The sequence below is a fragment of the Chloroherpetonaceae bacterium genome, from assembly GCA_033763895.1.
Classification (GTDB): Bacteria; Bacteroidota; Chlorobiia; order Chlorobiales; family Thermochlorobacteraceae; genus JANRJQ01.
Genome location: JANRJQ010000004.1, coordinates 64,678 through 77,379, shown reverse-complemented (window position 1 = coordinate 77,379; position 12,702 = coordinate 64,678). Strand labels below are relative to the sequence as shown.

13 protein-coding genes and 1 riboswitch are annotated in these 12,702 nt (G+C 40.3%); of the genes, 5 read left to right on the top strand and 8 right to left on the bottom strand.

Annotation, left to right across the window (positions count from 1 at the left end; all coding sequences use genetic code 11):
• Positions 1-5: 5 nt before the first annotated feature.
• The 3 genes from thrC to SFU91_01050 all read left to right on the top strand — a co-directional run bounded on the left by thrC (position 6) and on the right by SFU91_01050 (position 2,905).
• The gene (thrC, locus tag SFU91_01060) at positions 6-1,364 is read left to right on the top strand and encodes a threonine synthase (protein MDX2127605.1); all 1,359 of its coding nucleotides are present in this window, start codon (positions 6-8) and stop codon (positions 1,362-1,364) included.
• Between the two features lie 87 nt (positions 1,365-1,451).
• Positions 1,452-2,552, top strand: coding sequence for an efflux RND transporter periplasmic adaptor subunit (locus SFU91_01055; GenBank protein ID MDX2127604.1), 1,101 nt, complete (start codon positions 1,452-1,454; stop codon positions 2,550-2,552).
• 11 nt (positions 2,553-2,563) lie between these two features.
• Positions 2,564-2,905: a DMT family protein gene (locus SFU91_01050; protein ID MDX2127603.1), complete on the top strand. Its 342-nt coding sequence runs from the start codon at positions 2,564-2,566 to the stop codon at positions 2,903-2,905.
• 15 nt (positions 2,906-2,920) lie between these two features.
• Here the strand turns inward: SFU91_01050 and ftsY are convergent, their stop codons facing one another.
• Complete coding sequence (ftsY, locus tag SFU91_01045; protein MDX2127602.1) at positions 2,921-3,877, bottom strand: signal recognition particle-docking protein FtsY; 957 nt, start codon at positions 3,875-3,877, stop codon at positions 2,921-2,923.
• 63 nt (positions 3,878-3,940) lie between these two features.
• On the opposite strand from ftsY, the gene trpA reads away from it, so the two are divergent.
• Positions 3,941-4,759 carry a tryptophan synthase subunit alpha gene (gene trpA, locus SFU91_01040; GenBank protein MDX2127601.1) on the top strand — a complete coding sequence of 273 codons (819 nt, stop codon included), beginning with the start codon at positions 3,941-3,943 and terminating at the stop codon, positions 4,757-4,759.
• 238 nt (positions 4,760-4,997) lie between these two features.
• Positions 4,998-6,953 carry a 1-deoxy-D-xylulose-5-phosphate synthase gene (dxs, locus tag SFU91_01035; GenBank protein MDX2127600.1) on the top strand — a complete coding sequence of 652 codons (1,956 nt, stop codon included), beginning with the start codon at positions 4,998-5,000 and terminating at the stop codon, positions 6,951-6,953.
• 87 nt (positions 6,954-7,040) lie between these two features.
• Here the strand turns inward: dxs and thiC are convergent, their stop codons facing one another.
• The 7 genes from thiC to mtnA form a co-directional block, all read right to left on the bottom strand.
• Positions 7,041-8,912, bottom strand: a complete 1,872-nt coding sequence (gene thiC / locus SFU91_01030; GenBank protein ID MDX2127599.1) for a phosphomethylpyrimidine synthase ThiC — start codon at positions 8,910-8,912, stop codon at positions 7,041-7,043.
• A gap of 54 nt (positions 8,913-8,966) precedes the next feature.
• Positions 8,967-9,060, bottom strand: a riboswitch (TPP riboswitch).
• Between the two features lie 61 nt (positions 9,061-9,121).
• Positions 9,122-9,523, bottom strand: coding sequence for a hypothetical protein (locus SFU91_01025; protein MDX2127598.1), 402 nt, complete (start codon positions 9,521-9,523; stop codon positions 9,122-9,124).
• A gap of 9 nt (positions 9,524-9,532) precedes the next feature.
• The gene (locus SFU91_01020; GenBank protein MDX2127597.1) at positions 9,533-9,748 is read right to left on the bottom strand and encodes a gas vesicle protein; all 216 of its coding nucleotides are present in this window, start codon (positions 9,746-9,748) and stop codon (positions 9,533-9,535) included.
• A gap of 4 nt (positions 9,749-9,752) precedes the next feature.
• Positions 9,753-10,520: a GvpL/GvpF family gas vesicle protein gene (locus tag SFU91_01015; protein MDX2127596.1), complete on the bottom strand. Its 768-nt coding sequence runs from the start codon at positions 10,518-10,520 to the stop codon at positions 9,753-9,755.
• An 11-nt stretch (positions 10,521-10,531) separates the two neighbouring features.
• Complete coding sequence (locus SFU91_01010; GenBank protein ID MDX2127595.1) at positions 10,532-10,765, bottom strand: gas vesicle protein GvpG; 234 nt, start codon at positions 10,763-10,765, stop codon at positions 10,532-10,534.
• A 3-nt stretch (positions 10,766-10,768) separates the two neighbouring features.
• On the bottom strand, positions 10,769-11,536 hold the full coding sequence (locus SFU91_01005; protein MDX2127594.1) for a GvpL/GvpF family gas vesicle protein: 768 nt from the start codon (positions 11,534-11,536) through the stop codon (positions 10,769-10,771).
• Between the two features lie 56 nt (positions 11,537-11,592).
• A complete protein-coding gene (gene mtnA, locus SFU91_01000) occupies positions 11,593-12,684 on the bottom strand; it encodes an S-methyl-5-thioribose-1-phosphate isomerase (protein MDX2127593.1) in 1,092 nt (363 codons plus the stop codon).
• Positions 12,685-12,702 lie beyond the last annotated feature (18 nt).

Sequence of the window (12,702 nt, the reverse complement as noted above, 5' to 3'; positions counted from 1 at the left end):
TTGAAATGCGTTTTTACAGTACTCATCTTAAAGCACCTATTGTTGGATTTAAGGATGCAGTATTAAATGGATTAGCACCGGACGGCGGTCTTTATGTCCCTGAACAAATTAAGCGAATTGATAATGAATTATTAAAAGTACTGCCTCACCTTAATTTGCCCGAAATTGCATCTGAATTGTTTTATCATTTGCTCGCCCCCGAGTTTACAAAGCAAGAGCTTGCACACATCGCGCAAAAAGCATTTAACTTTCCTGTCCCTTTAAGGGCACTTTCCGAAACCCTTAATATTTTAGAGCTTTTTCACGGAGAAACTTTAGCATTCAAAGATTTTGGCGCTCGATTTCTTGCTGAAATAATTCAAAAGATTTTGCCTCAAATAACTAAAGAAGTTTTGATTTTAGTTGCAACCTCAGGCGATACGGGGAGTGCTGTTGCAAACGCTTTTTATCAAAAGGAAGGAATAAAAGTTGTACTTCTCTTTCCAAAAGGAAAGGTGAGTGAACTTCAGGAGGCTCAATTAACTTCCTTAGGTGAAAATATTACTCCCATTCAAATAGAGGGCACTTTTGACGATTGTCAAGCAATGGTAAAGAGGGCCTTTACAGATCGTGACTTGCGAGAGTCATTTTTTCTTTCGTCAGCCAATTCGATAAACATTGCCCGGCTTCTTCCACAAACTGTCTATTATTTTGCAGCAGTAGGGGAAATAATGAAGAGAGCGACTTGGCAATCGCAGCCGATAGCGTTTACTGTACCAAGCGGAAATTTTGGGAATTTAACCGCAGGGCTTATTGCTCGAAAGCTTGGTTTACCAATAGAGCGGTTTATTTCAGCGTCAAACGATAACCGGATAGTCCCAGCATTTTTTGAAACAGAAATTTTTTCACCTAAACCGACCATTCAAACCCTCTCAAACGCAATGGATGTTGGAAATCCCTCCAATTTTGATCGGATTATTTCGCTTGAAGAAAAAAAGGGGTTTGCACTCTTAAATGTATGGGAAAGAAAACAGGTGCTTATCAAACTAAAGGAATATCTTTCTGCCTTTTCTGTGACAGAACGAGATACTAAAAATGCAATGAAAATTTTGTTTGAAAAGTATCAATACATTGCTTGTCCCCATACGGCTGTGGGTTTTAGTGCCTATTTAAGGGAAATGTTGAATAATAATCTAGATTCAAATCAGGTTATTTTATCCACAGCCCATCCAGCTAAATTTAAAGCAACCGTTGAAGAGGTGTTAGGGATTAATATTGAACTTCCAAATCGCTTAAAGGAAGCAATCGAAAAAAGAAAGCCTCCGATTCAATTACAAAATGAGTTTGAGGAGCTTAAGAGGTTTCTGCTTGATAAAAGTACTTGAGGGTTGTAACCAATATCAGCTACACTCGTAAAAAGAAAGTTTGATTACGAATGCAATTCACTTTTTGATAAAGAATTCAATAAGAAAATGACAATAAAGCTAAAAGTCAAACCAGCACAATTGATTCCCATAAGATTCTCTTTTCCTCAGGTATTTGTTGCCTTTGCCATTTGTGTTGCTTTTGCCTCATGCTCTCAAGAAAATAAAACTTCCTTGCAAAATTCTGCTTCTTCACGAGGAAATGGAGGAGTACTTCAGGTTTCAGCACGAATTATAGAACCCAAAACACTTGATAACAAAGTGGTTTCTACCGGAACAATTATCGCCAATGAAGAAGTCGAGTTAAGAAGCGAAATCAACGGACGCGTGCTAAAAATTTACTTTAAAGAAGGCGGTTTGGTACAAAAAGGTCAAATGCTTCTTAAAATTGATGATGCGGAGTTGCAAGCACAAGTAAAACGAAACGAATTCCGCCTCGAACTTGCTGAAGACCGAGAAAAGAGACAAAAAAAACTCTTTGCCGATAAACTGATTTCTGAAGAGGAATACAATCTGACCCTCAATGAACTCAATGTTGTTAAAGCAGATCTTGAAATCTTGAAAGCGCAGCTGTTAAAGACAGAGATTCGTGCGCCGTTTAGCGGATCAATTGGTCTGAGATATGTAAGTGAAGGAAGTTTCATTACGCCTTCTACGAGAATTGCAGTACTTCAAAATATTGAATCAGTTAAAATTGATTTTGCAATTCCTGAAAAATATTCTTCCATCATTCAGAAAGGGGATGAAATTAAATTCAAAATTGCCGGAAGTGAAAAGCAATATCAAGGTTCTGTCTATGCAATCGAACCAAAAATTGAATCCAATACACGCTCAATTCAACTGCGAGCAATTGCCGCGAATCGAAGTCAAACCTTATTCCCCGGCGCTTTTGCGGAGATAGAACTCACGCTCTCACAAATTAAAAACGCCAAAATGATTCCCGCTGAAGCGCTCGTTCAAGAGTTGCAAGGGCAAAAGGTTTTTGTGCTAAAAAGCGGCAAAGCAAAAGTTCGAAAGGTTAAAACCGACATTCGGACAGAAACCGAAGTACAAATTGTGGAAGGTGTAGAAGTTGGAGATACTGTGTTCACCTCAGGGATTTTGCAAATGAGAGAAGATTTACCTGTATCCGTTATATCGTTCAACTAAGTTTTTCTATAATGCCAACGATAGCAAAAACGATTCTCCTTCTTACACTTTCAAATGTCTTTATGACTTTCGCTTGGTATGCACATTTGAAAGAATTAAAATCGAAACCGTGGTTATATGCTGCTTTTGTGAGTTGGGGAATAGCTTTTATTGAATACCTGCTCCAAGTACCCGCCAATCGAATCGGATATTCGGAACTTAATCTTTCTCAATTGAAAATCATGCAAGAAGTCATTTCACTTTCCGTATTCATCCCATTTGCAATGCTATATATGAATGAGCCTTTTCGAACCAATTATATTTGGGCGGGGCTCTGTTTAATTGGTGCCGTCTATTTCATGTTCAGCAAATAAAATCGTTTGATAGGGTTAAATGTTTTTCTCAGCAAAAAGCGCTTCGACGAATTTTTCACGGTCAAAAATCTGCAGGTCTTCGATTTTCTCACCCACTCCGATATACTTAACAGGAATATTAAGTTCATTTGAAATTGCAATGACAATCCCCCCTTTTGCTGTGCCATCAAGCTTCGTTACGATTAACCCAGTAACCTCAACGGCCTTCGTAAATTCTCTCGCTTGATTCAATGCGTTTTGACCTGTTGAGCCATCAAGCACCAAAAGAACCTCGTTCGGGGAATTTGGCAACTTCTTTTTAATCACGCGCTTGATTTTCGAAAGCTCTTCCATCAAGTGAGTTTTGTTATGAAGCCTTCCTGCCGTATCAATTAATACCACATCCACTTCTTTTGCAACGGCGGAACTTACCGCATCAAACACAACCGCGCTCGGGTCGAAACCTTGCCCCTGTGAAACGATTGGAACACCGGCTCGCTCCGCCCAAATTTCTAATTGCTCTGTTGCCGCAGCACGAAATGTATCTGCCGCTGCAATCAAAACTTTTTTCCCAGCTGATTTATAATTGTAAGCCAGCTTTCCAATGGTAGTTGTTTTACCGGCACCATTGACCCCTACAATCAAGATAACATAAGGCTTCTCGGGTAAAGCAGAATCAAATTCGGTTGGAATGCCCTCGATTTTGGATGCTGAAACCATTTTTTGAATTTCATCTCGAAGCATTGCATCGAGTTCGGTATCATTCATGTACCGCTCCTTTTTTGCACGAGTGGAAATCGCTTCAACGATTTTCAAAGTGGTTTGTACCCCAACATCAGCTGAAATCAAAATCTGTTCCAAGTCTTCAAGAAACGCTTCATCGACTTTCGTTTTTCCCTTAACCAAGCGAGAAATTTTTCCAAAAAGATTTTCTCTTGTTTTTTGAAGACCTTCTTTGAGGCGTGAGATTTTAAATGCGTCGAAAAAGCCCATTTTTATTCCCTATTTTTAATCGAACTTTCAATTAATTTTTTTTCAATCTGTTTTATCAAACCTGTGATTTCTCAAGATTTTGCTCAAGATACACGGCTCCAAAGAACCCTAAAATTAAACCAAAAATTACTTGTTGCCTATCAAATGCCAGAATTTCCCTGCAAAGATTCAACAATTCCGTTGCTTTTTTCACTTGAAAATTCTGGTGTTTCAATAATCGAACTTGGGATGCCCCACAGCGATCCTTTAGCAGACGGTCCGATTATTCAAGAAGCGGCTCAATTAGCCATTCAGAACGGAGTGAATCTACCTCTAATATTTTCGCTCTTAAAGGAAGCAAGAATGAAGGGTTTGAATGTACCGGTAATATTAATGGGGTATATTAATCCAGTCGTTCAATACGGGTTAGTACGGTTCTTTAAAGATGCTAAAGAATCCGGAGCAGACGGATTTATTTTCCCTGACATTCCACCGGAAGAATCTGAGCAGATTCTTGAATTATGTAAGGAACATTCTCTTTCCCTTACATTCTTAATTTCACCGGTCAGTTCAAATAATCGGATTTCTAAGATTGATTCGCTTTCTACCGATTTTTCTTACTGCCTCACTGTGAATGCCGTTACAGGCAGCAATAAACTTTCAGGAACAAAAGAAGGTGAGATAAAAGATTATTTGGGTCGGGTCAAAGAAAATTCAAAAAAGAAATTCGTGGCTGGTTTCGGAATTTCAAATCGAAATGATTTAGAGTTGATTTTCAAATATGCCGATGGAGCGGTAATTGGTTCGGCTTATTTGAGGGCACTTAAAAACGCAACAAGTTCAAATTCAGCGGTCGAAATAGCCGAATCCTTCTTTAAATCGCTCAAAGGTCTTGTCCCGTAAAGCTTTTACGAGGATCTAAAGAATTTCGATTGATGATAAAAACCCCTGCAAATGGATAATTTTCTACCCTCGACCCCCTTCCTTTTTTGATATATTTATGAAGTTCTTTACGGAAAAGAAAAGCCATCAAAAACTTTACAAGGCATCGCAAGGTTTTCAGTATTTCAAGGTTTGATCGCTACATGTGGTAAATCGGTCATTAAATGAACTTTGCAGCCAATTTAAATTTCTGTCACTTATGAGCACAAGTCATATCAAGGAATCCGAAGAACTCGCCCGATTCGGCAAGTATCTTAGTCAGATTCGAACTCCCGACGATCTAAAAAAATTCAGCATCGATGAACTTCCTGAAATTGCACAGGAGTGTCGAGACTTCGTGATTGAAATTGTTTCAAAGTATGGAGGGCATTTTGCTGCAAGTTTAGGCGCAACCGATATCTCTGTCGCCCTGCACTACATTTACAATACACCCAAAGATCAAATTGTGTGGGATGTCGGTCATCAAGCCTATGTTCATAAAATCCTTACCGGTAGAAAAAATATTTTCTATACAAACCGCCAATACAAAGGCGTCGCTGGATTTCCGAAACGCAGTGAAAGCGAATACGACACCTTTGGCGTTGGTCATGCATCAACTTCAATTTCAGCCGCAGCGGGAATGGCAATTGCTCGTGATTTGAAAAAGGAAGACTATAAAATTGCTGCGATTATCGGGGATGGCGCAATGACAGGAGGAATGGCGTTTGAAGCATTAAATCATATCGGTCATCTTAAAACAGATGTGCTTGTTGTTTTGAATGATAATTGCATGTCCATTGACCCCAATGTTGGCGGGTTGAAAGAGCACTTAACCGCGATCACGACCAATTCAACCTATAACAAAATTAGGCACGAATTCGCCGACTTTTTAGATCGAATCGGTAACAATGAATTTGGAGAAAAAGCCAAAAAATTTGTTCTGGGAATCGAACAGGGAATAAAAGCGGCAATGACGCCGGGGGCCTTTTTTGAAGCTTTAGGCTTCCGCTATTTCGGCCCAATCGATGGGCATGATGTAAAAAAGCTAGCCAAAGTACTTAAGGAACTTCGAGACTTGCCGCATCCAAAACTTTTGCACATTGTAACGGTTAAGGGAAAAGGATTTAAGCTTGCAGAGGAAGATCAATTAAAGTGGCATGCGCAAAGCACCGCTTTTGATAAAATCACCGGAAAATCACTAGCGAAAGCACCTGCAACACCACCTCCACCGCTTTATCAAGATGTGTTTGGAAATGCAATCACAGAAATTGCTCGTGAAAACAAACGCGTTGTTGGTATTACTGCTGCAATGCCTTCAGGAACTTCGCTTAAGATTCTTGGAAACGCTTTGCCCGATCAGTTTTATGATGTTGGAATCGCGGAGCAGCACGCCGTCACTTTTGGCGCAGGTCTTGCAACTCAGGGAATGAAACCTGTTGTTGCTATTTACTCAACTTTTTTGCAGCGTGCTTACGATCAAATTATTCATGACATCGCGTTGCAAAATCTCAGCGTGGTATTCGCAATGGATCGCGGCGGGTTGGCCGGTGCAGATGGTCCGACTCATCACGGAGCATTTGATTTATCGTATTTAAGATTAATTCCCACAATGACGATAATGGCACCGATGAATGAGCAAGAACTTCGGGATATGCTCTTTACTGCAATCGACTCTGATTTCGGACCGGTTGCGATTCGTTACCCACGTGGAAACGCAACTGGTATGCCGATGCGTAAAGAGTTTAAAAAAGTACAAATTGGAAAAGGTGAAGTGATTCGCGAGGGAAACGATGTCGCCATTCTAACCATCGGTGTGATGGGGAATAATGCGATGAAGGCGGTTTCACTTTTAGAAGAAAGTGGCCTTTCTCCCTTGATTGCCAATATGCGATTTGTAAAACCTCTGGATACATATCTTCTTGATGAAATCGCCTCGAGGTTTGACCGAATCGTAACAATTGAAGAAAATACAGTAAAGGGTGGTTTTGGAAGTGCCGTATTAGAGTATTTCCACGAAAAAGGCTACAACAATAAAGCGTTGGTTATAGGCTTACCCGATCGTTTCATAGATCACGGAACACCGGCAGAACTTCATAAAGAAGTTGAATTAGACCCGGAAAGCATTGCGCGACGAATCAAACAGTTTGTTTTAGCAGAAAGTGTTGCGCTTTCATAACAATACTCGAAAACTTATCAATATGGTTAGCAAAAAAGCGGCTCTTGAAGCCGCTTTTTTGATTGTGTAAATCGAAACAAAACAAAATCATTCAATTGTCACATTGATTTCACTACCTTTTTCGATGAATTCCTCTGACTTTTTCATCATTCCAATCTCAATAGCATTTTCTGAATTGAGCCCGAGTTTTTCGGCGTAGTCTCTCACATCCTGAGTGATTTTCATCGAGCAAAATTGTGGGCCGCACATTGAGCAGAAATGAGCGATTTTTGCTCCATCAGCGGGCAAGGTTTCATCATGAAAATCTTTTGCCGTTTCAGGGTCGAGCGAAAGATTAAATTGATCTTGCCAACGAAATTCAAACCGAGCTTGGCTTAATAAATTATCTCGGAATTGAGCACCCGGATGACCTTTGGCTAAGTCGGCGGCATGCGCGGCAATTTTATAGGTGATGACACCATCTTTGACATCCTTGCGATTCGGTAATCCCAAATGTTCTTTTGGCGTTACATAGCAAAGCATTGCAGTGCCAAACCAACCAATCATTGCAGCCCCAATGCCGCTTGTGATATGGTCATAACCCGGCGCAATGTCTGTGGTAAGCGGTCCGAGAGTATAAAATGGGGCTTCGCCGCAAGTTGATAATTGCTTATCCATATTTTCTTTGATCATATGCATTGGTACATGTCCGGGGCCTTCAATCATTGTTTGAACATCGTGTTTCCACGCAATTTTAGTGAGCTCACCTAAAGTATCAAGTTCGGCAAATTGTGCGGCGTCGTTTGCATCGGCAAGGCTTCCGGGGCGAAGGCCGTCACCTAATGAAAAAGACACATCATAGGCTTTCATGATTTCACATATCTCTTCGAAGTGTGTGTAAAGAAAATTTTCTTTGTGATGCGCAAGGCACCATTTTGCAAGAATGGAACCGCCTCTCGAAACAATTCCGGTAAGTCGCTTTGCCGTAAGAGGGATGTATCGCAAAAGAACTCCTGCATGAATGGTAAAATAATCCACACCTTGTTCGGCTTGTTCAATTAAAGTATCACGATAAAGCTCCCAAGTTAAGTCCTCTGCTTTTCCTCCTACTTTTTCTAAAGCTTGATAAATGGGAACGGTTCCAATCGGTACAGGCGAGTTTCTCAAAATCCAGTCACGGGTTTCGTGAATAAATTTTCCTGTGCTTAAATCCATAATGGTATCTGCACCCCACCGTGCGGCCCAAACTGCTTTTTCAACTTCTTCTTCAATGGAAGAGGTTACAGCGCTATTGCCGATGTTGGCGTTGACTTTAACCAAAAAATTCCGCCCGATAATCATTGGCTCTAACTCCGGGTGATTGATATTCGCAGGAATAATCGCTCTTCCACTCGCCACTTCGCTTCGTACAAATTCGGGTGTGATTTCGCCTCGGGGTGTATTGGCACCAAAAGAATTGCCAATGTGTTGCTTATTTAAATGTTGCCACTCATTAAGCCGTTGATTTTCTCGTATGGCGATGTATTCCATTTCGGCGGTAATGACACCTTTTCTTGCGTAGTGAAGCTGAGAAACATTGTGCCCCCTTTTCGCCTTTCGAGGATGTGGAATCGCTGGAAATATAATTTCTTGGGGAATGCTTGTATCGCTTTGCCGCTGATTGGAATATTCGGAACCGAAATGATTGAGCAGCTCTGTATCTCCGCGGGATTCAATCCACTCTTTTCTTAAAGCAGGTAACCCTGTTTTAATATCGACGTGATAATTGAGATCGGTGTAAGGGCCACTGGTATCATAAAGAGTAGCCTTAGAAATTTTTTCAGAACCAATTTGGTATGGGGTTGAAAGTGTGACTTCTCGCATTGCAACGCGTATCGTATTCTTTCCATCTAAGGAAGGCTGTGCGACATAAACTTTTTGAGAAGAAGGAAATGGAGAGGTACTGATTTCCGGGGTAGGCGAAGCTGATTCTTTTTGCATGATTCAATTCGGATTGATTAATAAACTCACATCCGAAGGCAAAATAAAATGAACCCAAAGTAAGTCATCTATTCCTTACGGCAGTACAAACTGCGTCAAGTTCTGCGGGTTTAATCTCAGCAATTATTTTGCACCCCGAAGATGTGTTTTTCAATATAAAGATTCTCTGCTGATTTGGTACAAGAAGTCCAAGAAAAGTAAGATGAATCCTATGACCTTTTTTCGATGCCTAAACTTTCAACGATGATTGTAACAGCTTCTAACAATGGAATATCAAATATTCCGGATTCACCTGAGTAGAACGCTTCTTCCCATCGTTCATACGCTACCAATTCATCTTGAGAAACAAACGTCTCAGCGATTTTTTCCGGGTTTGATTTTTGAAATGCGCTTTCAAGGAGGGGAAGGTGACCTATGAATGGTTTACCTTCCGCGAAGTGGGCTTCACTCGGAGGAATAATCGAGCGTAGTGAGTAAACAAGAAGGTGATAAACCGGTTCGGGTGTGGGTAAATCGATGACCGCTTGATCTATTCTTAGAATTTTAGCCATACCGAAAGTCCCTTCAAAACTTCCAAATCGAATACCGTCACCGGCTTTGAATGATGTCATAACGAATAGTTAATTATTTTTTGGAGGAAGAGCGGATTGTGCAAATGAATTTTGAAGTCGAAGGATGGTATCTAAAGAGCCGGCTAAAATTCGAATATCCAAATACAACAAATCTACGCCTGCCACAGAAACAACAATATCACCGGAAATCACAACGCCTTTATCCAATACACGATCAAGTAAATCGATGAGCTTTGCATTGTTTTCGGGTTTTTCTTTTAACATAAAATTACTGTTGGATATCGCAAAAGTTATATGGTGCCCAAGGTCCGCTTGGTTCTAAGTGAATACCGTTCATCTCAAGTTTTTCTTTCCAGTGGAACACTTTTGAAACATACTCTTGACGTTGATCTTTATGAATTAGAAAGGCAAGGTTCATCACCATTTCGTCTTCTCTTCCGGTCGCTTCTTTAGGATGAACGCCATTTGCTTTGAAATCTCTTGAAGAAATTCGGAGCTCTCCCAGCATATCGCCTAAGGCTTGATTAATTTTTTCCTTTAAGATGTCCTTTTGCAAATCCATTTTTTTCTTGGTGAGTAGAAATGCTTTTCCTGAATTTGAACGAGAAATTTCCTCCGAAATTTCAATCATTCGTGAATCTTTCAAAATTGCATTTTCGATGGCTTGGGTATTGGCATATACTTTTAAGCCCCACTCGGTACACCCCTTTAATCGATCGTGAAGAAAGCGAAGATTCTTCTCATTCTTTAGAAGAAACGAAAGATAATTTTGTTCGGTAGCAAATAGGGTTGGAAATCGAAACGGAATGACTGTGCCGCGTTCAAGTGCTGAAGAGACAACCCGCTCATGATCTCGAATGACGCGTTCAACCCAAACTGTATCGGTTAAATTCTTCTTTAATGCCTCTTCACCAAATTCATCTTCGGGAACTGTGGTTGAATACATGTATAAATGTGGATAGGCCTTAAAGACTGGGGCTTGATTGATTTGTTCTGGGAAATCGGAAAGGGCATACAAGTATATTAAGTGAGGCATCGGTACAAAAATTATTGTTGGCTTTGAATTCTTGCCTCTTCAAGCTGACGAAGCAATTCCTGTTCTTGGCGTAAAAAATCTGATTCCTCAAGTTCATCCATCTCAAACTTAAATTGAATCTCCATTAACTTTGCTTGAATTTTTGCAACATCCGCACGCTCTTTTTTAATTTGATCGTCAATGGTTTCGGCAATTGCCACAACGGCATAAATTGGTGAAAGAAGTATATCATCAATAATAAACATCGCTCAATTCGAGTTTAATTTTATCGTAAGCCTCACAAAATTATAGGCAGGAGCATTTCCTACATATTTAAATTTCATTCTTTCAGAATAGCGATTCCCAACTAGGTTTACCGCGTCATCAAAATCCGATTCTTTCAAATCATCAATAAGAAATGCAGCATTAAGGAGCATCCGTTCGCCAATTAATTTTCCTTCAACCGTTTCTATTGCAAGGGGTGAAAGAGTCGCTAAAATATCTTCTTTACAACGGTTTTTTTCATTGATTAAAGCACTTTCAACGGCCTTTCCAACTTCAATCAATAAAGCCTGCGATGCGCCATATCTTTGCGCCTCAGCCTTTAGTTTGATGACGGCATTGTCGGTTGAAGCAATGTCATCATAAATTTTTTCATGAAAAATGGCCTTGAGCCCCATTTCACGTTTTCCAAGAAGTTTTTCCAATTCTGTTGAAAAAACTTCGCGTTCCTTTTCTATCAAAGCGTGAATCATTGCATCATTCTCTGAAACGGTTGAAAATTGCATTGGGAGTATCGTATAATCATTCATGATTTTCTCGATAATGCGCTCGTGAGTCAGCATGTTTTCACGCGAAAGTTGATAGGTTACGACAGGAGAGTCGCTCACAAATGCGCCAATCTTACCATTTTCAATCAGATAAACCTCTGGGTGTGAATCTCCAATTCCGATGTTTCCATAAGATTTGGGTCGTTCATTTGAATTTTTTTTCCAGAGCTCGACAATGGCGTAAATGTATCGTCCTTGAGAAATCATTTCTTAATGAAAAAATGAATGGTGAAATGAATTTCAAATTTACAAATAGGTCTCACTTAAACTGGTGCATATTTTTCGAAAGAATTCGATTGATCATACCTAATAGAAAGTTCGTTTAGATTTTTGGGTAAAATAACTCCCTCTTCAGTAAAAAATGCCTCTATAAAACGGACAGGGGTTACATCAAATGCATAATTCAAAACGGGTGTTCGTTCTAATGCAAGTCGCGTGTGCTTAAATCGCCGAAGTTCCTCACCATCACGCTCTTCAATGACGATTTCGCTTCCATCTGAAATCGTGAAATCAAAAGTTGAGATTGGTGCTGCGATAAAAAATGGAATTTGATGATGAACCGCACAAAGAGCATGAGAGTATGTTCCAATTTTATTGGCCGTGTCCCCATTCTTTGCAATTCGATCTGCTCCAGTAATCGCACAGTCAATAAGTCCCTTTTGCATAAGAAAGGCAGCTGAAGAATCGGAGATTGAATAAAAAGGGATTTTTTCTTTCAAAAGCTCCCAAGCTGTGAGCCGCAACCCTTGACCTAAAGGGCGGGTTTCAGTAGTGTAAACCTTATCAACGATTCCTCTTAAATAGGCTTCTTTAATGACACCTAAAGCCGTTCCATTTCCTCCTGTTGCCAAAGCTCCGGTGTTACAGTGAGTGAGAATTGAAAGTTTCCTTTTCCCCTTTTCACGAAATCGCCGTTCAAGATATTCAGCTCCGCAATCGGACATCCGATCGCAATTTTCAATTTCTTTACGATGCAGCCCTTCTGCAATTGACTCAAAGGCTTGCGCCACTTCAAGCACCGAATGCGTTTCCGAAAGCTCTTCGTATGCTTTTCGAATCAGGTTTGAAGCATAAAAAAGATTTACTGCCGTTGGGCGTGAGCTCTCTAATTCTTGAATCATTTTATAGAAATATCTCCCGAATTCCTTTTTTCGACCCTTAAAGGAATAAGCCCCTAATGCAGCCGTGTATGCAGCCGCGACACCAATCAAGGGCGCGCCGCGTATCGCGAGTGTTTTTATGGCATCTATTACCCTTCGGTAATCGTTGGTTTCAACCCACATTTCCTTAAGCGGCAAAAATCTTTGATCAATCCAAGAAAGCCGCTGATGGGCATATCGAATGACTTCAATCATAAATCACTTCAGTCATAG

Bases quoted from the DNA above. Each gene is read 5' to 3' on its own strand.
- SFU91_01015 (MDX2127596.1), bottom strand. From the start codon at position 10,520: ATGCCTCACTTAATATACTTGTATGCCCTTTCCGATTTCCCAGAACAA.
- thrC (MDX2127605.1), top strand. From the start codon at position 6: ATGCGTTTTTACAGTACTCATCTTAAAGCACCTATTGTTGGATTTAAG.
- SFU91_01020 (MDX2127597.1), bottom strand. From the start codon at position 9,748: ATGTTAAAAGAAAAACCCGAAAACAATGCAAAGCTCATCGATTTACTT.
- SFU91_01050 (MDX2127603.1), top strand. From the start codon at position 2,564: ATGCCAACGATAGCAAAAACGATTCTCCTTCTTACACTTTCAAATGTC.
- mtnA (MDX2127593.1), bottom strand. From the start codon at position 12,684: ATGATTGAAGTCATTCGATATGCCCATCAGCGGCTTTCTTGGATTGAT.
- SFU91_01025 (MDX2127598.1), bottom strand. From the start codon at position 9,523: ATGACATCATTCAAAGCCGGTGACGGTATTCGATTTGGAAGTTTTGAA.
- SFU91_01010 (MDX2127595.1), bottom strand. From the start codon at position 10,765: ATGTTTATTATTGATGATATACTTCTTTCACCAATTTATGCCGTTGTG.
- thiC (MDX2127599.1), bottom strand. From the start codon at position 8,912: ATGCAAAAAGAATCAGCTTCGCCTACCCCGGAAATCAGTACCTCTCCA.
- dxs (MDX2127600.1), top strand. From the start codon at position 4,998: ATGAGCACAAGTCATATCAAGGAATCCGAAGAACTCGCCCGATTCGGC.
- SFU91_01005 (MDX2127594.1), bottom strand. From the start codon at position 11,536: ATGATTTCTCAAGGACGATACATTTACGCCATTGTCGAGCTCTGGAAA.
- SFU91_01055 (MDX2127604.1), top strand. From the start codon at position 1,452: ATGACAATAAAGCTAAAAGTCAAACCAGCACAATTGATTCCCATAAGA.
- ftsY (MDX2127602.1), bottom strand. From the start codon at position 3,877: ATGGGCTTTTTCGACGCATTTAAAATCTCACGCCTCAAAGAAGGTCTT.